We start from the raw sequence: 21,630 nt of genomic DNA, 5'->3' as shown, positions 1-21,630 counted from the left end.
GGTACGCAGGTGGTGCGACGATGGTGGCATGTCCATCGCCGAGGACGTCGACTACCTCGTGGTGGGGGCCGGCGCCGCTGGCCTCGCGTTCACGGACGCCCTCGTGCACCACGGCGACGCCCGCGTCGCGATGGTCGACCGCCGCCCCGGCCCCGGAGGCCACTGGCGCGACGCCTATCCGTTCGTGCGGCTGCACCAGGCGTCGCAGTTCTACGGCGTGGCGTCGACCATGCTCGGCGCCGGCCGGGTCCAGTCGGCCGGCCCCGAGGCCGGCCTGCAGGAGCGGGCCACCGGCGCGGAGGTCCTCGCCTACTTCGAGGCGGTCCTCGGCCGGCTCCGCGAGACGGACCGCGTGGTGTTCCTCGCGGGCCACGAGCACCTCGGGGGACGCGTGGTGCGGGACCTCGAGACGGGAGCGACGGTCGAGCTCGACGGCACGACACGGGTGGTCGACGCCCGCTACCTCTCGCCGCGGACACCCGCGGACACGCCGGCTCCGTTCGCGGCGACGGACGATGCGGCGGTCTCCCCGGTCGCCGACCTGCCGTCCCGCGCCACGCAGCACGAGCGGTTCCTCATCGCGGGCTGCGGCAAGACGGCGACCGACGCCATCGTCTGGCTGCTGTCAGCAGGAGTCGACCCGTCCGCCATCAGCTGGGTACGCCCCCGCGAGCCGTGGATGCTCGACCGCGCCGCGGTCCAGCCCGACCCGGTCGCGTTCCAGGGGATGGTGGCGTCGCTCGTCGAGGCCGCCCTGGTCGCGACGACTCCGGACGATCTGCTGCTGCGCCTCGAGGACTCCGGGGCGGTGGTCCGGATCGACACGGCGATCACCCCCACCATGGCGAAGACCCCGACCCTGGCGCGCTGGGAGCTCGCGCTGCTGCGGACCGTCGACCGCGTGATCCGGGCCGGCCGCATCCGGGGCGTCGGCGCCCGAGCCGTCGACCTCGACCGCGGCTCCTTCCCGCTCGAGCCGGGCACGCTGACGGTGCACTGCGCGGCCGACGGTCTGCGTCGCCCGGGACTGATCCCGATCTGGACGGACCGGGCCATCACGTTGCAGCCGGTGCGCGCGGGATTCCCCTGCTTCGGTGCGGCGCTCGTGGGGTACGTCGAGGCCACGCGCCCGGACGACGACGCGCTCAAGAACGCCACGTGCCCACCCTCCCCGCTGGCGGACACCCCGCGCGACTGGGTCGACATGATGGCCCACGGCATGCGCGCCACCGCGGCGTTCATGGCGGAGCCGGACATCGCGGCGTGGACGCAGTCGACCACGCTCAACCCGGCACGCCTGCCGGCGGCGGCCGACCGCTCGCCCGCGCTCACGGAGATCCTCGCCCGCATCGAGGACGCGGCTCCTGAGGCCGTGGTCAAGCTCGAGGCGCTCGCCGCGGCGGGATGACGGTGCCGGACAGAGGATCCGGACGCGCCGCAGATCCAGCCGGATCGCCCAGTCTCGGGGGCGCCCCGATTCGCTAGCGTCGGACCGATGGAATCCGTCGACACGATCGTGGTCGGGGCCGGTGTGGCCGGCCTCGCCGCCGCGCGCCTGCTCGCGCTCGAGGGTCGCCGCGTCGTGGTGCTGGAGGCCCGCGACCGCGTCGGGGGCCGTGTCTGGACCGATCGGTCCGGCGGCCATGCGACCGACCTGGGTGCGTCGTGGATCCACGGCGTCGACGGCAGCCCCGTGGCGGCGGCCGCGCGCGCGCTCGGCATGCGCACCGAGGAGCTCACGGTCGGCAGCTACCAGCCGGGCGGACGTCCCATCGCGTACTTCGATCCGGACGGCGCGAGGATGTCCGACGAGCGTGCAGGCGGATTCGTCCGCGACGTCGAGACCGCGCTCGAGGCGCTCGAGCCGGTCGTCGCATCCTCCGCCCCGAACGCGACCTACCGCGACGTCGTCGAGGGGGCGCTCGCGCGCCTCGGCTGGGACGAGGCTCGGGCGGCCCGGGTGCGCGAGTTCCTCGAGCATCGGACCGAGGAGCAGTACGGCGCCTGGATCGAGGACCTCGCCGCCCACGGCCTGGACGACGACGCGGTCGACGGGGTCGAGGTGGTGTTCCCGGACGGTTACGACGCCCTCCCCCGGGCGCTTGCAACGGGGCTCGACATCCGGCTGGGCCAGGTGGTCACGGAGGTGGAGTGGTCGGGCGCGGGCGTGACCGTGCGGACCCCGCACGCGGCTCTCCACGCCGGAGCCGCCGTGATCACCGTGCCGGTCGGCGTGCTCAAGTCGGGCGACCTCCGGTTCTCGCCTCCTCTGCCGGACCCCGTCGCGGGAGCGCTCGAGCGGCTGGAGATGAACGCCTTCGAGAAGCTCGTGCTGCGCTTCCCGACCCGCTTCTGGGACCCCGACGTCGACGCGATCCGCCAGCAGGGTCCCGCGGGCCGCCGGTGGCACTCCTGGTACGACCTGAGCAGGCTCCACGGCGTGCCGACGCTGCTGACCTTCGCCGCGGGACCCACGGCGAGGGCGATCCGTGGGTGGGACGATGCGGCGGTGGCCGAGTCCGTCATGGAGCAGCTGCGGCGGCTCTACGGCGACGGTATCCCGGACCCCACCCGGGTGGACATCACGGCCTGGCACGCCGACCCGTTCGCGCGCGGCTCCTACGCCTACATGGTGCCGGGCTCGACCACGAGCGACCACGACGCGCTGGCCACCCCGGTCGGCGGTGTGCTGCACCTCGCGGGCGAGGCCACGTGGACGGACGACCCGGCCACCGTGCCCGCCGCGATGCTGTCGGGGCACCGCGCGGCGGAGCGCGTGCTCGGGCGGGCTCTCCCCATCGAGGCCCTGTGGGAGCGTTCGCCGTCGGGGTGAGACGCTGCGTTTGACGGCCGGTGGCGGCGGTGCTCCACTGGACGGGAGGGTGGAGACGCGCGATCCACTGGGGAGGGGATGCGCATGGACGGCGACGACGACGTTGCCGGCCGGAGGCCAGGTGCCGGCATGGTCACGCTGATGACCGTCGCCGGCGGTCGCCGCGCGTTCCGTGAACCGCCGCACCCCGCACGCCGGCGCACCCGGCGCGACCGCCGCGTCGCGTCCCACGCGCCGAACACCACGCCCGAAACCCAGGTCAGCGACGATCAGCTGTCGGCCCGGGCGAGGCCAGTCCCCATCGCGGCCGGCACAGCGACCAGGAACGGTCACCATCATGGCCACATCATTGGCACACGACGCCGGCGGCGAGGTCCACCTTGACGCCGAGGAGCTCAGCGCGCTGAGCATGCAGTTCCGCGGGGCGGTCCTCAGCCCCGACGATCCCTCCTACGACGCGGTCCGCGGGGTGCAGAACCTCGCCATCGACCGCCACCCCGGGCTCATCATCCGCTGCTCCGGCGAGGCGGACGTGATCGACGGCGTCAACCTCGCGCGAGAACGGGGGTACGCGCTCGCCGTCCGCTCCGGGGGCCACCATGTCGGGGGTCACGGCAGCGTGGACGGCGGGCTGGTACTCGACCTGCGCAACATGAACGGCGTGTGGGTGGACCCCGCCAACCGCACCGTTCGCGTCCAGGGTGGCGCGACCTGGGGCCAGGTCGACCGGGAGACCCAGGTCTTCGGACTCGCGGTGCCGGGTGGCGTCGTGTCCACGACCGGCGTGGGCGGGCTCACGCTCGGCGGCGGGATCGGCTGGCTGCATCGACGGTGGGGTCTCGCCTGCGACAACCTCGTCTCGGCGACGATCGTGCTCGCGAGCGGCGAGCTCGTGACGGCGAGCGAGGACCAGAACCCCGACCTCTTCTGGGCGATCCGGGGAGGAGGCGGCAACTTCGGCGTGGCCGTCGACCTGACGTTCCATGCGCATCCCGTCGGCCCGGATGTCGCGCTCGCCACCGTGTTCCATCCGATCGAGGCCGGCGCGGAGATCGTCCCCGCGTGGCGCGACCTCGCGCTGTCGGTCGGGGACGAGGTCACGACGCGCGCCCTGTACTGGTCCATGCCGCCCGTCGACGAGCTGCCGCCGCCCGTGCAGGGCCGCGACGTGATGATCGTCGCCGCGCTCTGGGCCGGCGACCGCAGCGAGGGGCAGGAGGTGATCGACGAGTTCACGCGCCTGGGCGATCCGCTGTTCGACATGAGCGGCTTCATCCCGACCTACCGCGCGTTCCAGGCGGGCTTCGACGCGCTCACGGAGAACCTGTACTCGTACTGGAAGTCGCTGTACCTCGACGAGCTCTCGGACGAGGCGATCGCGTACGTCCATGACCGCGCCCTCGACCGGCCGGATCCCGCCGTGCTGATCCACATGCCGATCATGGGCGGCGCGACCGCGCGGGCGGCTGCGGAGGACACCGCGTTCGGCGACCGCAACGCGCCGTTCATGCTCAGCTTCGACGGCGGCACCCGCGACCCCGCGGCCTTCGGCAAGGTGCGCGACTGGGTACGTGAGTCCGTCGAGGGGGCGAGGGCCCTCCAGGGCGCCCGCGGCGCATACCTCAACTTCTCCGCGGACGACTCGACCGACCGCCGGGTGATCGAGCAGCAGTACGGCGGCAACCTCGCCCGGCTGCAGGCGGTCAAGCGCATGTACGACCCCGGCAACCTGTTCCGCGTCAACAACAACATCGAGCCGGCCTAGCCACCGCCCCGGAGGGGTGCGCGGGAGCGCACCCCTCCGGGGGCGCCTCGCGAGTCGCTCGCGGCGCCGTCAGGCCTCATCGCCGTCGCCGGGCGGACGGGTGGCGCGCCGTGCGACGATCCGCACGATCGCGAACCCGATCCACGCGAGCACCGCGGGCACGACGCCGACCGTCGTCAGGATGGCAAGCGCCGTGCTCGACTCGTGGCCGACGTACCCGGACCACTCGCTCGCGATCACGAGCAGGAGGAAGAGCAGCCACAGCGTGGCGGCGGCGGCGATCGTGCCCAGGACCCAGCTCAGCACCTGCACCACGCGGCGGCCACCGCGAGTCTCCGTCGTGCGCATGCCGACCTCCTTCCCGGCGCGACGTCAGCCGCGCCCCGTCGGCCGGCCGGGAGCCCGCCCGACCAGCACATCCGCGTCCATCGCCTCGCCGACCAGCAGGCGGGCGTCGACATCCTCGAAGCCGGCCTCGCACACGAGGCGCCGGAGCCGCGCGAGGTCGAGGTGCCGGGCACCCTTGGGCTGCGGCATGGGTCCCCATCGCCGGAGCACCCGCACCATTCCCGACAGCACCTTCCTGACGGGCAGGCCCTCGGAGGTGAAGTCGACCACGAGGAGCCGTCCCCCGGGCCGCACGAGCCGCCGTGCCTCGCGCACGATCCCCTCGGGATCCTCCGCGATATGCAGCAGGTTGACCGCGACGACCGCGTCGGCGGAGGCCGACGGCAGACCCGTGCGGCAGGCGTCGGCCCGTCGGACCGCGACGTTCTCGTGGTGCTCGAGCCGTCCCGACGCGAAGTCGACCATCGGCTGCGAGATGTCGGTGGCGATCACGCGCCGTGCCCGCGGCGCATAGGCCCGGGTGTAGAGGCCGGTCCCGCACCCGAGCTCGATCACCTCGCCATCGGGCACCTGGACGCGAAGCCACCGCTGCACCCGCCGGACCATGTCGGTCCCCGAGATGTAGGCGTGGTCCTCGTCGTACGTGGGGGCCAGGCTGCCCCACCGTTCCCGTGCCATGGCGATCACCTCGGCTCGTCGTCCCTCGCCCGGCGTCCTCACCTTCCATCATCCTCCCGCCGCGCGCCCCGGGCACGTCGGGAATGCCCGCGGAGGTTCGCGCGGTTCACCCCACGGAGACCCGGGACCGGTGCAGGCACGAGGAAGGGGCCACCATGGGTGACAACGAGGCCGCCGAGGTGGATGTCGAGGCCCTGAGCAGCCCGCTCGGGACCGAGCCGGCGCTCCGGGCCGTGCCGCTGGCCGACGGCCGGGCGCCCCGCGTGCTGGTGCTCGGCGCCACCGGCTACATCGGCGGCCGACTGGTGCCGCGGCTGCTCGCGGGAGGCTACCGCGTGCGGGCGCTCACCCGGTCCGGCCGGAGGCTCGCCGCCCTGCCGTGGGCGGACCAGGTCGAGGTGATCGAGGGTGACGCGTCCGACGCGGACGCGATGGCGCGCGCGATGGCCGACGTCGACATCGTCTACTACCTGGTGCACTCCATGATCAGCGGACGTGACTACGGCCGGCTCGACCGCGCGATCGCCCTCACCGTCGCCAAGGCGGCGGCGGCGCACGGCGTGGACCGCATCGTCTACCTCAGCGGGCTGCATCCCGACGGCGTCGAGCTCTCCGCGCACCTCGCCTCCCGCCAGGAGGTCGGAGACATCCTGATCGCGTCCGCGACCCCGACGATCGTGCTGCAGGCCGGCGTGGTCATCGGCTCCGGTTCGGCCTCCTTCGAGATGATCAGGCATCTCACGGAGGTGCTCCCGTACATGCCGGCCCCGCGGTGGGTGCGCAACACCATCCAGCCCATCGCCGTGCGGGACGTGCTGTACTACCTGCTCGCCGCCGCCCGGGTGGAGGGCGAGGTGAACGACGCCTTCGACATCGGTGGCCCCGATGTCATGCGGTACTCCGAGATGATGAACGGCTACGCCGAGGTCGCCGGGCTCCCCCGGCGCGGGATCACCGCGCTCCCGGTGCTCACCCCCGGGCTCGCCTCCCACTGGGTGGGGCTGGTCACCCCCGTGCCGCGCCAGATCGCGCGACCGCTGGTGGAGTCGCTGCTCCACTCGTGCGTGATGAAGGACGATGCGATCGACGGGCTCATCCCGCCCCCGCCCGAGGGGCTCATGGGCTACCGCGACGCCGTGCGCTTCGCGCTCGGCCGGATCGAGATCGACGCGGTCGAGACCAGCTGGGTCGACTCCCGGGTGATCGGGGCGCCGAGCGACCCCATGCCCAGCGACCCCGACTGGGCCGGCCGCACCGTGTTCCAGGACGCCCGCAGCAAGGCGACGTCCGCACCCCCGGATGCGGTGTGGGACGTGATCACCCAGGTCGGCGGCGCGACCGGGTGGTACTCGGCCTCGGTGCTGTGGGCCACGCGGGGGCTCATCGACAGGATTGCCGGCGGCGTGGGGTCTAAGCGCGGCCGGAGGCGCTACGACCGCCTCACCGAGGGCGACGCGATCGACGTCTGGCGCGTCGAGCACGTGGAGCCCGGCAGGCTGCTGCGCCTCCGCGCGGAGATGCGGGTCCCCGGCAAGGCCTGGCTCGAGCTCGGGGTGGAGCCGGCGGAGGACGGATCGGAGTACCGCCAGCGTGCGGTGTTCTTCCCCCGGGGTCTCACCGGTCGCCTGTACTGGCTGTCGATGCTGCCGTTCCACGGGCTGGTCTTCAGCGGCATGGTGAACCGGATCGTCGCGGAGGCCGAGGGCGGATCCGCGGGAGGGCCTGGGGAATAGGGCAGGCCCCCGGTATCATCGCCGTACGCGTTCACCCGCCCCGCCCGCAGCACCCCTCGACGTCGATCCCTGAGGTCCGGATCCCTACCGGATCGCCCGAAAGGTGACCTCTGTGAGCCTGCCCGATCCACCCGTCCGACGCACCGTCAGCCCGCACGCCGTCTGGCCCGTGGTGCTCGGGATCGGCGCGGTCGCGTTCGCGCTCGCCGGTCCGCTCGCGGGCGGGGACCCGGAGCCCGCTCCGACCGGCTCCACGGTCGCGTCGCCGACCGCCGCCGCGAGCCCGTCGCCCTCGGCCACGCCGATTCCGGACGTGCTCGAGGGGGTCGAGCTGGATCCGCTCCAGGCGGAGCGGCTGGACGAGCTTCGCGGCTTCGTGACCTGGCTCGCGGACAACGACGCCGCCGGGTATGTGGGCGAGGTCGGCTGGCCCACCTCCGATCCCGGGTGGGAGCCGCTGGGGCGGTACTGGTACCTGGTGGCCGAGCAGGAGGGCCTGTGGACCACCGCCTGGGCCGCGGGGAGCCACTGGCCCGATCACTACGCGCTGATCACCTACGGTGACGGCGGCACCGGCTCGCTGGACACGTCGAGCAGCCAGGCGACCGTGATCGAGGAGCTGCAGTCGACGCGCGACGCCGCCTCGACTGCCTCGGATGCACGCCACGGCGTGAACCTCGCGGGCCTCGAGTTCGGCACCGGCGCCGACTTCAGCAGCGCCTCGCCCGGCGAGCTGGGAGTCCAGTACTTCGCCGAGCCCGTGGCGTCCTACGCGTGGCTGGCGGGACGCGGCATCGACCTGGTGCGGCTTCCGATCCGGTGGGAGCGCCTGCAGCCCGAGCCCGGGAGCGCGTTCGACGAGGCTCAGGTCGCGGTCGTGTCCGCGCAGCTCGATGCGGCCACCGCCGCAGGGATCGACGTGATCCTCGACCTCCACAACTACGGGTCCTTCGCCTCGCCCTCCGGCGTCGTGACGCTCGGGTCCGACGACCTCCCGGGCTCTCTGCTCGCGGACGTCTGGCTGCGGATCGCCGACGCCTGGGGGGACCACCCGGCGGTGCTCGGGTACGGGATGATGAACGAGCCCCATGACCTCGGAGGGGGCGACGAGCGCGGCGCCGCCCAGGCGTGGGAGGACATGACCCAGGCGACCGTCGACGCGCTCCGGTCAGCCGGGGACAGCCACCTGCTGCTCATCGCCGGGTACGACTGGTCGAGCCTCGCACGGTGGTCGACGACGCACCCCACCGGCTGGATCGTGGACCCGGCGGAGAACTTCAGGTACGAGGCTCATCACTACTGGGACGCCTACGGCGCCGGGTCGTACGACCTGCCGTACGCGGAGGAGCTGGCCTCCGCGTACGGCGACTAGGTCGGATCAGGACGCCGCCGCCTCGACGCGGAGCGCCGCGCCGTCCTCCTGCTGCGCCACGCGCGAGCCGTCGGCGGCGAGCGCCGCGTTCATGAGCGCCGCGACCTTCAGGCCGTCACGCACCGCGTAGTTGGTGCCGCGGTCCTCGGGGAACACCTGCGAGAAGTTGGCGAGGAAGTACCCGGGCAGGGGCGTCTTCATCTCGGGGATGCGCGACTCGAACGTGACGTCGACGATGTGCTGGGCGTTGCGGAAGCGGAAGACGTGCGACTCCGCGACCTGGTCGCGCGAGAAGTCCGGCAGGAGCTTCTCGAGCCCGGCGTACCAGCGCTCACGTAGCTCGTCCTCGTCCATCGTCATGACCTCGTCGTCGTTCTGGACGTAGTCCCCGACGTAGTAGATGTAGCGGCCGCCGGTGTTCTCGACCCCGATGAGCGAGTCGAGGCTGAGGAACACGAGGAACGGCGCGTCGAGGTCGTGGATCTGGTGCCAGTAGGTGTCGGTGATCGGCTCGGTGGTGGTGATGACCATCAGCGCCGCGCCCAGGTAGTCGATGTCCGTCAGCTGCTTCGAGTACTCGGGCGTCATGGCCGGGTGATCCTGCGCGGCGCGCGCGAGGGCGTTGCTCGGGATCGCGCCGAGGACCGCATCGAACCGCCGCGTCTCGCCGTCGATCACCAGGGCCGGCTTGCCGTCCACCTCCGTGAACGACTGGATCGGCGTCGCCGGCCTCAGCACCGCTCCCCTGGCGGAGAGCTCCTCGAGCCATCGCTCGACCATGATCCGGAAGCCGCCCTCGAAGTAGCCGAGCCGCTCGGTCTGCTCCCCCTTGATCTTCGAGGTCTGCCGCACGTGGATCCGGGTCCACAGCCACGCCATGGTGACCTTGTCCCAGTAGACGTCGAACTTGCCCACCAGCAGCGGCTTCCAGACGATGTCCGTCGCGCGCTTGCCGTTGACCTTGCACAGCCAGTCGTACGCGGTGATGGTCGTGAGCGGCTGCCACTTCTTGAGCGACAGCGTGCGGAGACCGGTCAGACCCGTCCGGACGCGGTCCACGAAGGACAGCGGCGAGAAGGAGAGAAGCTCGAGCGGGGTGGTGAAGCCGTAGGTCCGGCCGCCGTGGAACGCCTTGATCGAGCTGGGGTGGAAGGTGAGCTTGTCGCGGATGCCGAGCTCCTCGGCCATCCCGATCATCCACTCGTCGGTGGTGTACAGGAAGTGGTACGCCCGCTCGAGCGGGAATCCGTCCTCGAGCTCGAACCCGGCGACGAGTCCGCCGAAGGTGGGCGCCGCCTCGTAGACCTCGACCAGGTGCCCCTCCTTCGCGAGCTCGTACGCGGCGGTGAGGCCGGTGAATCCGCCGCCGACGATGGCGACGCGTGCGGGTGTGACGCTGGGCTCGGTCATGATGCCGTCCTTTCATTCGCGGTGGCGAAGGTGATCTTCTTGTTGAGCGTGTACTGCAGCAGGAGCACGACCGGGAGGGTCGCACCCTTGGCCACGAGCGCGTTGGCGCCGAGCCCGTCGATGAGGACCAGCAGGATCAGCGTGCTGACGACGTATCCCGCGCCGGTCACCAGCGCGAAGGACAGGAACCGCGCGACGATCCGGTCGGTGACCTTGAAGTTGAGGACGCTGTTGGCCGCGAAGCTCAGCACCATGGCGGTGAAGGTCGAGGTGGTGTTGGCCGCGATCGGGTGCAGGCCGACGGGAACCGCGAGCACCGCGTACAGCCCGACGTCGACCACGACCGCACCCCCGCCGATCAGCGCGTAGAGGAGGAAGCGCCGATAGCGCGCGAGCAGCGCACGGAGCTGCCCGGATCGGGCGGGGGTGAGGGCGACGGCATCCATGTGGGCCTCCAGGTCCGGTGGGTCAGCTGATCGGAACGGCGAGCGCGGGCGGCACGCGCTCCTGGAATCGGTGCCAGGAGTAGGTCCAGGCGAAGTCCGCGAGGGTGCCGTCCCAGGTGCCGGTCTCGGGGTCGACCTGCGACGCGATCCTCGCGAGATAGATCTCGTGCGCGTCGGCCCCGATGTCGCGCACCTGCGCGACGAGCGCGAGCGCGACCGAGGACGGCAGCCCGGGCGCGTCCGCCGCGTAGCCGACCACCTGCGGGACCAGGCCGTCGAGCAGCTTCCGAGCGCGGGGCTCCCCCGCGATCTCCTCGCGCAGCAGGGTGGGGACCAGGCGGAGGGTGTCCTCGCCCATCACGTCGCCCTCCCCGTCCACCAGGTCGCCCACGGCGGCAAGGTCGCCCTCCTGGGTGAGCACGATCCAGTTGGGGATGGTGCCGCGTTCGTCGAGCACGCGGGCGAGGAACGCGTAGCCGTCGTCGATCAGGCGGTCCCAGTCGTGCCCCGGCAGCTGGGTGGCGAACGTCCTGTACAGGGTCGGGTCGAAGTAGGAGGGGTTGATCAGCTGGTCGTCGACGGAGCCGTCCGCCGACGAGTCGACCAGCCTGAGCCCGTCGAGGGTGAAGGTGCAGCGCTCCCACCAGTCGTCCGCCATGCGCGCGGCCTCGGACCGCAGGTCCGGCGCACCCCACGTCGAGTCGGCCTCCAGGAGCAGCCCGATGAACCGCTGGTCGGCCGAGCACACGGTGTCGCTGCTGCCGAGCTCGCCCTCGCCGTCCTCGTCCGTCAGCCACTGCCAGGAGGTCAGCGCATCGTCCTCCCGGTGCCGCATGTGGTCCGTGGTCCACTGCCACACGCCGCGGAACGCGGCCTCGTCCCCCTCGGCCAGCGCCTGCTCCATCGCCAGCACCTGGTCGAGGGAGGTGGTGCTGACGGCGTCGTCCTCGAGCACCTGGCCGTAGCTCACGATCCAGTCGTCGCGGAACCGCTGCCAGGCATCCTGGAGGACGATCTGGTTGCGGCTCTTGGTCTGCCACACCTGGACCCAGTCGCCGTTGGTCGAGATGCCCGCGTCGAGGTCGACGAAGGCGGAGGAGCCGTCCATGAAGCTGGCGGCGAGCGTCGAATGCTCGAGCAGCTCGGCCATGCGGGGAACGGTGCCCTGCGAGATCTGCTCCACCACCTCGTGGGTGAGCACCAGATAGTCGATCTCGCGCCAGTCGTCCGCGTACGTGTCGCGAAGCTCGGGGTCGTACTCCGCGTGGAAGAAATACATCGCGCCCGTGTACGACTCCTCCTGCACCAGCTCCGGGTAGACGTAGTTGTCGGCGGCGATGAGCGCGTCCGTCGGGACCTCCTGCTCGATCCAGGCGAGGGCGGCGTCCTGGTTCGAGGTCTCGTCCTTGGTGAGGTAGAGCCGGTCCGAGGTCAGCACGTATCCCGCCACCAGCGCCGCGGCGAGCACGGTGCCCACGGCGGGGCGCCGCCAGTCGTCCGGGACCCGGTCCGTGATCCGAGCCGCGAAGAGGCCGACCGCGATCGCGAGGAACGGGATGAGCGGGGCGACGTACAGGTCGATGACGATCCCGCCGCGCGCGAGGAAGGCGACGTATCCGCCGACGAGCGCGAGCACCGCCCACGCGGACGGGTCGCGGAACCGACGCGCCGCCAGCACCAGCAGCAGGCCGACCGTGGCGGCCGCACCGAGCGTCAGCGTGAGCGAGTCCTTGCCCACCCACGACCCCACCGCCTCCATGAAGCTCGACTCGGGCTGCCATGGCCAGGCGAAGTCGCCGCGCCCCAGCTGGAGCTCGAACGTGTCGACCAGGCTGACGTGCGCGGGCTCGCCGTCGGCATCCACCGGCGCCGGGAAGAGCTCCTCGTTCAGGAGCGCGTACACGAAGAACAGCAGGACGGTGCCACCGGCGCTCGCGAACCACTGGAGCACCGCGTGCTTGCGCTGCGCGCCTACCGCTCCGACCCACAGGAGCACGGCGAAGCCGACGCCGAAGAAGATCGCGTTGAGCTTGACCAGGACCGCGACGCCGAACGCCAGCCCGCTCGCGACGGTGGCCCCCAGGGTCAGGGGGCGTCGCAGCAGCAGCAGGAGCGCGAGCAGCACGCCGAGCACCATCAGGTTGTCGAGCAGCACGCGCCGCTGGAAGTAGATCCCGACGGGCGACATGGCGAACACGAGGACGGCGAGGACGCCGGCGGTCATGCGGCCGCCGGCGAGGCGCTTCGCGACCAGGTACACCAGCACGGTGCTGACCAGGTGCACCAGCAGCATCAGGACGCGGCCCGCCTCGAGCATGCCGCCGAACATCGCGCCGCCGCCCGTGAGCCCCAGCCACGATCCGATGGCCATCCACCCCAGGGGAGCATGGTCGTAGCGGTACGTCGCCACGTCGAGCTGACCCTCCGTGATGAAGGCCCAGCCTCGGGACAGGTACGTCGCCTCGTCGTTCTCGAAGTACGGGTAGCCGAGCATGTTCCAGGCATGCAGGAGCCCGCTGACGATCAGGAGCGTGGCGACCAGCAGCACCTCCGCGCCACGGGTGCGCCAGAACGGCGGCCTCGCGGGCGCGGCGGGGGCCGCCGCCTCGGGCGCGGCCTGGAGGACGCTCACGCGGCCTCCGACGCCATCACGGGCACCAGCGCGGGCTTGGGCGCGGGCGTTGCGATCCGGTGGTTGCCGGTGTGGACCGTCTTCTCCCAGCCCCGGCGCCCGGTGAGCTCGCGGTAGGTCGCCCGCACGGCGCTCACCATCAGCAGCCCCTGGTAGGGGATGAAGCTCAGCACGAGGAGCAGGTAGCGATGGGGACCGATCCGCAGGCCCTGATCCTTGCCGAACTCGTAGAGGCCGACGACGCTGGTGCACAGCATCACGGCCGCGAGCAGGAGCGGGACGAAGCTGAGCAGGCTCACCATCACCGGCAGCTTGGTGGTGATGCCGATCAGGATGAAGAGCGGTGCGCAGGCGATGACGATCGCCATGAAGGTGGGGGCGGTCAGCACCGACCCGACCAGGATCTTCTTCCGGAGCCCGGGCAGGTGGAGCCACTCCCCCTTGCGGATAATCTGCAGGAAGCCCTGGTTCCACCGGGTGCGCTGCTTGACGAACGCCCGGGTCGAGTGCGGGACCTCCTCGCGGGTGACGTGCGCCGCGTCGTACATCACGCCGAACCGCTTCCCCTCGATGCTGAGGCGGATGCCGAGGTCCGCGTCCTCGGTGAGTCCGTGCTCGTCCCAGCCGCCCACATCGCGGAGATCCCGGGCGCGGAAGAACACCGTGTTGCCGCCGAGGGGCACCGCTCCCCGCTCCGCGAAGTAGTGCATGCGCGACTTGAACCAGAAGAAGTACTCGAGCACGTTGTGCGCGCTGAACCAGTGGCTGTCATGGTCCATGAGCTGGACGCCGCACTGGAGCACGTCGACGTCGCGCCGCTGGTAGATCGTGTCGACGATCGAGAAGATCTCCGGGCTCACGTCGTCCTCGGAGTCGAAGATGGTGACCAGCTCGTGCTTGGCGGCCGCAAGCCCCAGGTTCATCGCCCGCGACTTCCCCGGCTCCCCGTCGAACACGAGCACGGTGACGTTGCTGAGGTCGTGCTCGAAGCGGGCCCGTTCCGCGGCCTGGATCGTGCTCGTGTCGTCGGCCGTGCAGATGACCATGAGCTCGACCAGGCGACGCGGGTACCGCGCCTCGCCGAGCCTGCGGAGCGTCTCGCCGATCACCTCCGCCTCGTGGCGCGCCGGCAGCAGGACGGTGAAGCCGTGCTGGGGCTTCTCGTAGGTGTCCGGCTTGCCGGCCGCACGGATGCGATCCGGGGAGTCCCAGATGTAGAGCGTCTGGACCAGGCTGGCCACCGCCTGGACCAGCAGCACGACCGCCACGGCCAGGACGGCGAGCGTGAGGATGTCATGCGGCACGGCGGAGCTCCTGAGGACTCGCGAGCGCAGGAGCCGCGACGTCCGAGAGCCGGCGACGCCAGTCCCAGATGTAGTGGCTGCTGACCCAGTAGTTCACCGCCACCGCGATCACGATGCCGAGGGCCTGCGCGATCAGGTAGAACACGCCCAGGTTGGAGAAGACGACGAAGGCGCCGAAGATGACCGTCTGCGTCAGGGCGGAGGCCCCCTCGAACTTCGCGAGGTTGACCAGGATCTGCCGGGGTCCGAGCTCGCCGCCGACCCGGCGGTAGCGCTTGAACGTGAACGCGGTGTGCCAGATGAAGTTCCACAGGATCGAGATCTGGATGGCGGCGGCGGAGAGCAGCCACACGCGGTCGCCCACGGGGTCCTCCGGCATGAAGATCTGGCGCAGGAGCCAGAGCGAGCCGAGGTTCACGAGCGTGCCGGACACCCCCACCAGGAGGAACCGGACGAGCTGCTTGAACGGTGAGTCGTCGTTCAGCTGGACGGCGATCCGCACGAACTCGAGCACGTCCTTGACGCTCGCCTTCGACACGCCGTGCGCCCGCGTGTGGAAGCTGATCGGCACCTCGGTGACGTTCCACCCTCCCGTGGTGAAGGCGTTGGCGAGGAAGATCTGGAAGCCGTAGCCGCGGGCACGCACCCGGTCGAAGTCGATCGACTCGAGGACGACGCGGCGCATGGCGCGGAAGTTGGTGGTCAGCTCCCGGAGGCCGGGGTCGATGCCCCCGACCCCGCGCGCCACGGTGCCGGCGACGCGGGTCCGGACGATCTGGCTGAGCGGCCAGTCGCCGGGGATGAGGCCGCCCGGCGTGTACCGGGATCCCACCGCCACGTCCGCGCCCGACTCGATCGCCTGCAGCAGCGGGACCACGTCGACCGGTGCATGGGAGAAGTCCGCGTCCATGGTCATGACGACCTCGTAGCCGCGGTCGAGAGCCTCGGCGAACGCCAGCTCGAGCGCCTTGCCCAGGCCCTGCTTGGTGCCGCGGGAGAGGATGACCTTGCCGCGGTGCTTCCCGGATGCGATCTCCTCCACGATCTCCCCGGTGCCGTCGGGCGAGCGGTCGTCACGCACCAGGACGTGCAGGTCCCAGCCGGTGCGCTCCCGCGTCCGCAGGGCGAACAGCTCGTCGAGGAGCGCCGCGATGTTGCCGGCCTCGTTGTAGGTGGGGACGATCATGAGCGCGGTGCGTGGCGGTGCGCTCGGAAACGGTGCGGTCGGGCCTGCGTTCGAAGAAGCCATTGCTGAGACGCTCCTGGTCCTGTGCTCTCGAGCACAGCGCCCCCACCGCCCCCGGACCGTATGCCTCTACGACCGTGGACCAGCACAGCGGCGTGGTAATCCCGGGCCGACTCGCCTCACACGAGCCTCCTCACCCGGAACCCCCCAGTACCGCGGCGACGCTGTCTGCCGACACCGTAAACCCGTCCCGATCGGATGTATAGGCCGAATCGGACATACGCACGATTCCACCCATTACGGACACGTGAATTCTTCGTTAACGCATGTTACGTCCCTGGTACATCCAGCCTAGCGGCTCTCCCTCCGTCCCCGGCCGGACGCCCGGGACACGCCTCCCACGGGCCTGGCGGCGGTGCCGGCACGCGCGACTCGTCAGTCCGTACCACATGGCGGATTCCTCCGCTTCACGCAAAATATCACCGTTTCACCACGTATCTCCTGCGAGTTCCGGCACCCCGTGTTAGCGTCCGATTCACCGTGGCTGAGGGGCAACTCACGGTCTATACCCTGGTAAGGAGTGCACGTGGAGCGATTCACGCGTGGATGGCTCGCTGTGGCAGCAGCGGGAGCCACTATGGCGGTCGGAGCCGGCATCGCGCCGGCAGCGGTCGCCGTCCCTGACAACGACGGACCGGGAGACGCGCCGACCTCGGCGACGGCCCGGCCCGACAACCGACCCGGTCCCCTGACCGAGCGTCAGAACGAGCGTCGCAAGGTCGCGCAGGAGCTCATCCTGTCCGGCCAGGCGAGCCCCGGCGAGGACGGCGTCGTCCAGCTGGCGGAGGACAAGTACTACCAGGCCGCCGTCACCGGCACGGGCCAGGTGTTCACGATCCTGTCCGAGTTCGGCGACTCCGGCAGCGGCAAGCTCGGCAACGAGCCGGGCCCCCTGCACAACCAGATCGCGCAGCCCGACCGCACGGTGGACAACACCACCCAGTGGGTCGAGGACTTCTCGCAGGCGTTCTACGAGGACCTGTTCTTCGGAGCGGGCGAGTCCTTCGCGGACTTCTACACGAAGCAGTCGTCGGGCGCCTACACGGTCGCCGGCGAGGTGAGCGACTGGGTGCAGCTGCCCGGCAACGCCTCCACCTACGGCGACAACAGCGTCGAGGACGACGGCGGCGCCTGGCAGTTCATCGAGGACACGGGGAACGCCTGGTACGACGCGCAGGTCGCTGCTGGCAAGTCCCTCGAGGAGATCCAGGCGGAGCTCGCATCGTTCGATGTGTGGGACCGCTACGACTACGACGGCGACGGCGACTTCGACGAGCCGGACGGCTACCTCGACCACTTCCAGGCGGTCCACGCCGGTGAGGGCGAGGAGGCCGGCGGCGGCGCGCAGGGCGGTGACGCGATCTGGTCGCACCGCTGGTACGTCAACTCGACGGACTTCGGCCAGACCGGTCCGACCGTCGACGGCACCCAGGTCAAGTTCGGCGGCACGGAGATCGGCGACACCGGGTACTGGATCGGCGACTACACCGTCGAGCCGGAGAACGGCGGCCTGGGCGTCTTCGCCCACGAGTTCGCCCACGACCTGGGCCTGCCGGACTTCTACGACACCTCGGGTGGCGACAACTCGTCCGGCTTCTGGACGCTCATGTCGAGCGGATCGTGGCTCGGTGACGGCGTCGAGGACATCGGCACCACTCCGAATCACTTCGGTCCGTGGGAGAAGCTGCAGCTCGGCTGGCTCGACTACGAGGTCGTGAGCGCGGGCGCCGGCGCCGCCGGCACCTTCACGCTCAGCCCCGCCGCGACGCAGGTCGACGGCCAGGCGCAGGCGCTCGTCATCGACGTCCCGGACGCGGGCATCACCACGCAGTACACGGCCCCGCTCTCCGGGGACTACGCCTGGTGGACCGGGAGCGCGGACGACCTCAACACCACGCTCACCCGTGAGCTCGACCTGACCGGCATCCGGTCGGCGACGGTCACGGCCAAGGCCTGGTACGACATCGAGGCAGGCTACGACTACCTCTACGCCGAGTACTCGACGGACGGCGGGGCGAACTGGACCCAGGTCGGCAAGCCGCTCGACGGCTCGTCCAACGGCCGTTGGAGCAACCTCCGCTACTCGGTGCCCGGCGGCGAGCCGGTGATGTTCCGATTCCGCTACCAGACCGACGGCGGCGTCCACTACGCCGGCGCCTTCCTCGACGACATCGTCATCAAGAGCGGCGGCACCACGCTGCTGAGCGACGACGTCGAGGGCGGCGACAACGGCTGGACCGCGGCCGGCGGCTTCGCCCGCTCGACGGGCACGGAGACCAGCGAGGGCGACCGCTACTACCTGGCGGAGAACCGCACCTACGTGGGCTACGACGCCACGCTCGAGGTGGGGCCGTACAACTTCGACAAGGCGTACACCGCACCCGATCACGTCGAGCACTTCCCGTTCCAGGACGGTCTGCTGGTCTGGGCGATCGACGAGGCCTACTCGGACAACAACACCCGGGAGCACGTGGGTCACGGCCTCGCGCTGCCGGTCGACGCCAACCCCGTGAAGTTCACCTTCCCGGACGGCACGGCACCCAGCAACCGTCGCCAGGTGTTCGACGCCACGTTCGGCCTCCAGCCCATCGACGCGGTGTCCCTCCACAAGGAGGTGCTCGTCGGCAAGGGCAAGAGCCAGACCGTCGAGTCCGTCGCGGCGGTCGGCGCCGACGGCACCACCATCCAGGACGCGACATTCTCGGACGCCGACCCCGCCGCCTTCTTCAGCGAGACCAACCCGCTCGCAGGAGTGATGGTCGCGGGTCATGGCGTGGAGGTGACCGTCCTGTCGCAGGTCACGGGCGGACCGATGACCGTGTCGGTGGTCAACCCCTGACACGCGGCTGACGGTTCGCGACGCAAGGCGGCGGGCCCGTCCCCTCTCTCGGGGGCGGGCCCGTCGTCGCGCGGGAGCGAGGTCCTACAGCTCCGTCCTGTTCCACCGCCAGAAGGCGACGACGGTGAAGACGATGCATGCCGCCGCCGTCACGACGATCGGGGCGACCGAGTCGAGGGGCGTCCCGTCGATGAGGGCGCCGACCACGCTGACGTCGGACTCGCCGACCGGCACCACCAGCGCCCACGGCAGGACGGCGCTGATGCTCGACCCCAGCAGCTGCTGCCCGAAGGCGAAGGCGAGCGGCGCCGCGATCACCGCGCCCGCACTGGCGACCAGAGTGCCGAGCATCAGGGTGAGCGTCAGGTAGAACATCAGGTTCAGCGCCGCCACGGCCGTCCCGAGCGCGAATCTCAGGGGCGACACCTCGATGCCGGCGAGCGACACCTGCAGGTACATGACCACCGCCGGGATCGCGAGCATCGTCGCGGTGGTCCCGACGGCGTTCGGCACCAGCTTGGACAGCATGAACGCCGGTCGTGACGTGGGCTTCGAGAGCACCCAGGCGGCCGTGCCGCTCCGCTTCTCCCCCACGATCGCGTCCTGCATGACGATCGCCACCGCGATCGCCGCGAACATGGTCATGACCCCGAACAGCGAGAACACCGACGGACCCTCCGGCGCATCGCCCCAGATCATGGCGGCGAGGGCGCCGTTGATCACGGCCGTCCAGAGCAGGGCCTGGATCCACCACGTGCGGGTCCGCCACCAGGACGCGAAGCCCGCGCGCATGAGCGTGGAGAGCCCGCGTCGCCATCCGGACTCGTCGAGCCGGACAAGCCCCTCGACCGTGCCGCTAGTCATCGTCCCGTCCCCCCTCCACCAGGTCGATGAAGATCCCCTCGAGGTCGGTCGTGAGGCGGCCGAACTCCCTCACGACGAGGGCGTCGTCGGCGAGGAGGACGCGCTGGAGCTGCGACTCCGCCGCGTCCGCGTCGGAGACCGTCACGCGCAGCCTCGCCGCCGTTCCCCGGATCGAGGTCTGCACCTCGTCCACCCACGGCTGCCCGAGCAGGGCATCGCGTGCTCGTGCGACGTCGCCCTCCACCTCGACCGAGTAGACCAGTCCGGATCCGCTCGCGAGCACGTCGCCGATCGGCCCCTGGGCGGCGATCTCACCCTGGTTGAGGATGCACACCGTGTCGCTCACGCGCTGGACGTCGTCGAGGATGTGGGTGGAGTACACGACCGTCGAGGTCTCGCGGAACCGTTCCAGGATCGCGAGGACGTCACGGCGGCCCAACGGGTCCAGCGCCGCGGCCGGCTCGTCGAGGATCAGCAGCTCGGGCGCGTGGATCTGCGCCTGCGCGATGCCGAGCCGCTGCCGCTCGCCGCCCGAGAGGCTCTTCACCGGGCGGTCGGCCACGCGACTCAGGCCCACGAGGTCGATCATGTGCGCCACCCGTGCGTCGATGCCCTCGCGCGGCCCCGCGAAGAAGAATCCCGCCGCGAAGCGGAGCGTCTCGCGCGATGTCATGTGCTCGTAGAACCGGGGCTCCTGCGGGAGATAGCCGATCCGCGCGCGGATGTCGGGGCTGTCGCGGACGATGTCGAGCCCGACGATGGTGCCCGTGCCGCCGGTCGGCCGGATGAGACCGAGCAGCATCTTCATGGTGGTGGTCTTCCCGGCGCCGTTAGGGCCGAGGAACCCGAAGATGGAGTGACGCGGCACGCGAAGATCCAGCTGACGGACCACGTCGACACCGTCGTAGGTCTTGGTGAGGCCGCGGGTCGCGACGACCACGTCGTCCGTGCTCATGGAACCCTCCCGTCCGGCCGGGGACGAGGACGTGCCGACGGAGGCGATACCCGCTCCTCGGGGCACGTCGCCGGTCCGGCATCGTCGCGCAGACCTGTTGTCGAAACTACCAAGCGACGCTCCGGCGGGCCAGGACCTTGATCCCGTGCACGGCCCCTGCTCGGCCACGCGCGTGCGTCGGACCGGAATATCCTGAGAGAGGACAGCGATCTCACGCCCCTTCCGCCCGTGGGCCCGGACACCTCCGGATCGTGGCGCCGACAGGAGGCGCATCATGATCGCCCGCGACGACTCCGGCCGGTCCCCCATGAGCGTGCCCGCGGCGGTCGCGCTCCCGCTGGCGCTGCTTCTCGCGCTCACGATCCTGCTGACCGGTTGCGGTCTCAGCGACTTCAGCCGCGAGCGGCTCAGCGTCGTCAAGGGCGATCATGGCTGGCTCCTCGCGGTGGAGCCCGACGAGGAGTTCAGCGTCGATCTGCTCGGCAGCAACGCCTACCCCGACGCGCGATGGGCGGTGGTCGAGTTCGACCCCGCGGTCCTGTCCGCGCAGGGCTCCGAGTTCGAGCCGCCCCGCTTCCCCCAGGTCGCCGAGGACCCGGGAGAGAGCAGGGTCGACGCGACGTTCAGCCACTTCACGTTCGTCGGCGCGGGTCCGGGGTCGACGGCCTTGCGCTTCGAGCTGCTGGCCGACGACGCGCGCATCGACATCGCGCAGTACACGGTCGAGGTGGTGGACGACTCGTGCGCGGCCGCCACGGCCGCGGTCGCCAACCGCTGCGGAGGGGACGGCTTCACGTACATGCCGCAGATCCTCTCCGCCGATCGCTACGCCGAGCGCTTCCCGATGGCGCCGGACACGACCACCGCGGTGCGCCTCGCCGCCACCGCTCTCCATCCGGATGCGCGGTGGCGGGTCGACGCGTACGACGACGCCGTCGTCTCCGTGTCCGAGCCCGTCGCCCTCAGCCCTGCGCGCGAGGAGGGCGACTACGGGCCGGTCGAGTGGGTGGTCTCCCACACGTTCCTTCCGGAGTGGGAGGTCGTGATCACGGGCGTGGCGCCTGGGGAGTCGATCGTGCGCATGAGCCTGGAGGCTGACGGCGTCCTCCTCGACACCTTCATGGTGACGATCGTCGTCGAGCCGGAGGCCTCGTGACGTCGACGGGGCTGCGCGCTCCCCCGGGCGGCCCGCGGCCGCCGGTGCG

Annotated in this window: 16 protein-coding genes; 7 read left to right on the top strand and 9 right to left on the bottom strand. The window is 71.1% G+C overall.

Annotated features, from left to right (window positions below):
- Positions 1-28: 28 nt before the first annotated feature.
- The 3 genes from QQX10_RS00305 to QQX10_RS00295 all read left to right on the top strand — a co-directional run bounded on the left by QQX10_RS00305 (position 29) and on the right by QQX10_RS00295 (position 4,598).
- The gene (locus QQX10_RS00305; protein WP_301144185.1) at positions 29-1,408 is read left to right on the top strand and encodes an NAD(P)-binding protein; all 1,380 of its coding nucleotides are present in this window, start codon (positions 29-31) and stop codon (positions 1,406-1,408) included.
- A gap of 87 nt (positions 1,409-1,495) precedes the next feature.
- On the top strand, positions 1,496-2,833 hold the full coding sequence (locus QQX10_RS00300; RefSeq protein WP_301144184.1) for a flavin monoamine oxidase family protein: 1,338 nt from the start codon (positions 1,496-1,498) through the stop codon (positions 2,831-2,833).
- A 337-nt stretch (positions 2,834-3,170) separates the two neighbouring features.
- Positions 3,171-4,598, top strand: a complete 1,428-nt coding sequence (locus QQX10_RS00295) for an FAD-binding oxidoreductase (protein WP_301144183.1) — start codon at positions 3,171-3,173, stop codon at positions 4,596-4,598.
- 69 nt (positions 4,599-4,667) lie between these two features.
- On the opposite strand, the gene QQX10_RS00290 is transcribed toward QQX10_RS00295, so the two are convergent.
- Together QQX10_RS00290 and QQX10_RS00285 are read right to left on the bottom strand one after the other, a co-directional pair.
- Positions 4,668-4,946, bottom strand: a complete 279-nt coding sequence (locus tag QQX10_RS00290; RefSeq protein WP_301144182.1) for a hypothetical protein — start codon at positions 4,944-4,946, stop codon at positions 4,668-4,670.
- A gap of 24 nt (positions 4,947-4,970) precedes the next feature.
- Positions 4,971-5,624 (bottom strand): class I SAM-dependent methyltransferase, encoded by a 654-nt coding sequence (locus QQX10_RS00285; RefSeq protein WP_301144181.1) that lies wholly within the window; start codon positions 5,622-5,624, stop codon positions 4,971-4,973.
- A 155-nt stretch (positions 5,625-5,779) separates the two neighbouring features.
- Here QQX10_RS00285 and QQX10_RS00280 point away from each other — a divergent pair, with 155 nt between their 5' ends.
- Both QQX10_RS00280 and QQX10_RS00275 read left to right on the top strand, forming a co-directional pair.
- A complete protein-coding gene (locus QQX10_RS00280) occupies positions 5,780-7,357 on the top strand; it encodes an SDR family oxidoreductase (protein ID WP_301144180.1) in 1,578 nt (525 codons plus the stop codon).
- Between the two features lie 112 nt (positions 7,358-7,469).
- Positions 7,470-8,729, top strand: a complete 1,260-nt coding sequence (locus tag QQX10_RS00275) for a glycoside hydrolase family 5 protein (protein WP_301144179.1) — start codon at positions 7,470-7,472, stop codon at positions 8,727-8,729.
- A gap of 6 nt (positions 8,730-8,735) precedes the next feature.
- Here the strand turns inward: QQX10_RS00275 and QQX10_RS00270 are convergent, their stop codons facing one another.
- From QQX10_RS00270 to QQX10_RS00250, 5 genes are read right to left on the bottom strand one after another with little or no spacing between them, the layout of a single operon-like run.
- Positions 8,736-10,139, bottom strand: coding sequence for an FAD-dependent oxidoreductase (locus tag QQX10_RS00270; protein ID WP_301144178.1), 1,404 nt, complete (start codon positions 10,137-10,139; stop codon positions 8,736-8,738).
- Entirely contained in the window at positions 10,136-10,585 is a 450-nt protein-coding gene (locus tag QQX10_RS00265; RefSeq protein WP_301144177.1) for a GtrA family protein, read from the bottom strand. The genes QQX10_RS00270 and QQX10_RS00265 overlap by 4 nt, the downstream gene beginning before the upstream one ends.
- Before the next feature lie 22 nt (positions 10,586-10,607).
- Positions 10,608-13,217 (bottom strand): glycosyl hydrolase family 8, encoded by a 2,610-nt coding sequence (locus QQX10_RS00260; RefSeq protein ID WP_301144176.1) that lies wholly within the window; start codon positions 13,215-13,217, stop codon positions 10,608-10,610.
- The gene (locus QQX10_RS00255; RefSeq protein WP_301144175.1) at positions 13,214-14,521 is read right to left on the bottom strand and encodes a glycosyltransferase; all 1,308 of its coding nucleotides are present in this window, start codon (positions 14,519-14,521) and stop codon (positions 13,214-13,216) included. Before QQX10_RS00255 ends, QQX10_RS00260 begins: the two co-directional genes overlap by 4 nt.
- Positions 14,511-15,707: a glycosyltransferase gene (locus QQX10_RS00250; protein WP_301144174.1), complete on the bottom strand. Its 1,197-nt coding sequence runs from the start codon at positions 15,705-15,707 to the stop codon at positions 14,511-14,513. Before QQX10_RS00250 ends, QQX10_RS00255 begins: the two co-directional genes overlap by 11 nt.
- Before the next feature lie 637 nt (positions 15,708-16,344).
- Between QQX10_RS00250 and QQX10_RS00245 the strand changes: the two genes are divergently transcribed.
- Positions 16,345-18,606 carry an immune inhibitor A domain-containing protein gene (locus QQX10_RS00245; RefSeq protein WP_301144173.1) on the top strand — a complete coding sequence of 754 codons (2,262 nt, stop codon included), beginning with the start codon at positions 16,345-16,347 and terminating at the stop codon, positions 18,604-18,606.
- An 84-nt stretch (positions 18,607-18,690) separates the two neighbouring features.
- Here the strand turns inward: QQX10_RS00245 and QQX10_RS00240 are convergent, their stop codons facing one another.
- Both QQX10_RS00240 and QQX10_RS00235 read right to left on the bottom strand, forming a co-directional pair.
- Positions 18,691-19,470 carry an ABC transporter permease gene (locus QQX10_RS00240; protein WP_301144172.1) on the bottom strand — a complete coding sequence of 260 codons (780 nt, stop codon included), beginning with the start codon at positions 19,468-19,470 and terminating at the stop codon, positions 18,691-18,693.
- Positions 19,463-20,425: an ABC transporter ATP-binding protein gene (locus QQX10_RS00235; protein WP_301144171.1), complete on the bottom strand. Its 963-nt coding sequence runs from the start codon at positions 20,423-20,425 to the stop codon at positions 19,463-19,465. Before QQX10_RS00235 ends, QQX10_RS00240 begins: the two co-directional genes overlap by 8 nt.
- Before the next feature lie 274 nt (positions 20,426-20,699).
- On the opposite strand from QQX10_RS00235, the gene QQX10_RS00230 reads away from it, so the two are divergent.
- Positions 20,700-21,581: a hypothetical protein gene (locus QQX10_RS00230; RefSeq protein WP_301144170.1), complete on the top strand. Its 882-nt coding sequence runs from the start codon at positions 20,700-20,702 to the stop codon at positions 21,579-21,581.
- Positions 21,582-21,630: the final 49 nt, after the last annotated feature.

The organism is Demequina lignilytica (assembly GCF_030418305.1).
GTDB lineage: Bacteria > Actinomycetota > Actinomycetes > Actinomycetales > Demequinaceae > Demequina > Demequina lignilytica.
The sequence above is the reverse complement of the archived record's forward strand: the minus strand, read 5'-3'. Positions and strand labels throughout refer to the sequence as shown.

Excerpts from the sequence above, each read along its gene's own strand:
- QQX10_RS00280 (WP_301144180.1), top strand. The coding sequence starts at position 5,780 with ATGGGTGACAACGAGGCCGCCGAGGTGGATGTCGAGGCCCTGAGCAGC.
- QQX10_RS00250 (WP_301144174.1), bottom strand. The coding sequence starts at position 15,707 with ATGATCGTCCCCACCTACAACGAGGCCGGCAACATCGCGGCGCTCCTC.
- QQX10_RS00285 (WP_301144181.1), bottom strand. The coding sequence starts at position 5,624 with ATGGCACGGGAACGGTGGGGCAGCCTGGCCCCCACGTACGACGAGGAC.
- QQX10_RS00245 (WP_301144173.1), top strand. The coding sequence starts at position 16,345 with ATGGCGGTCGGAGCCGGCATCGCGCCGGCAGCGGTCGCCGTCCCTGAC.
- QQX10_RS00300 (WP_301144184.1), top strand. The coding sequence starts at position 1,496 with ATGGAATCCGTCGACACGATCGTGGTCGGGGCCGGTGTGGCCGGCCTC.
- QQX10_RS00230 (WP_301144170.1), top strand. The coding sequence starts at position 20,700 with ATGATCGCCCGCGACGACTCCGGCCGGTCCCCCATGAGCGTGCCCGCG.
- QQX10_RS00240 (WP_301144172.1), bottom strand. The coding sequence starts at position 19,470 with ATGACTAGCGGCACGGTCGAGGGGCTTGTCCGGCTCGACGAGTCCGGA.
- QQX10_RS00305 (WP_301144185.1), top strand. The coding sequence starts at position 29 with ATGTCCATCGCCGAGGACGTCGACTACCTCGTGGTGGGGGCCGGCGCC.
- QQX10_RS00265 (WP_301144177.1), bottom strand. The coding sequence starts at position 10,585 with ATGGATGCCGTCGCCCTCACCCCCGCCCGATCCGGGCAGCTCCGTGCG.
- QQX10_RS00290 (WP_301144182.1), bottom strand. The coding sequence starts at position 4,946 with ATGCGCACGACGGAGACTCGCGGTGGCCGCCGCGTGGTGCAGGTGCTG.
- QQX10_RS00270 (WP_301144178.1), bottom strand. The coding sequence starts at position 10,139 with ATGACCGAGCCCAGCGTCACACCCGCACGCGTCGCCATCGTCGGCGGC.
- QQX10_RS00235 (WP_301144171.1), bottom strand. The coding sequence starts at position 20,425 with ATGAGCACGGACGACGTGGTCGTCGCGACCCGCGGCCTCACCAAGACC.
- QQX10_RS00295 (WP_301144183.1), top strand. The coding sequence starts at position 3,171 with ATGGCCACATCATTGGCACACGACGCCGGCGGCGAGGTCCACCTTGAC.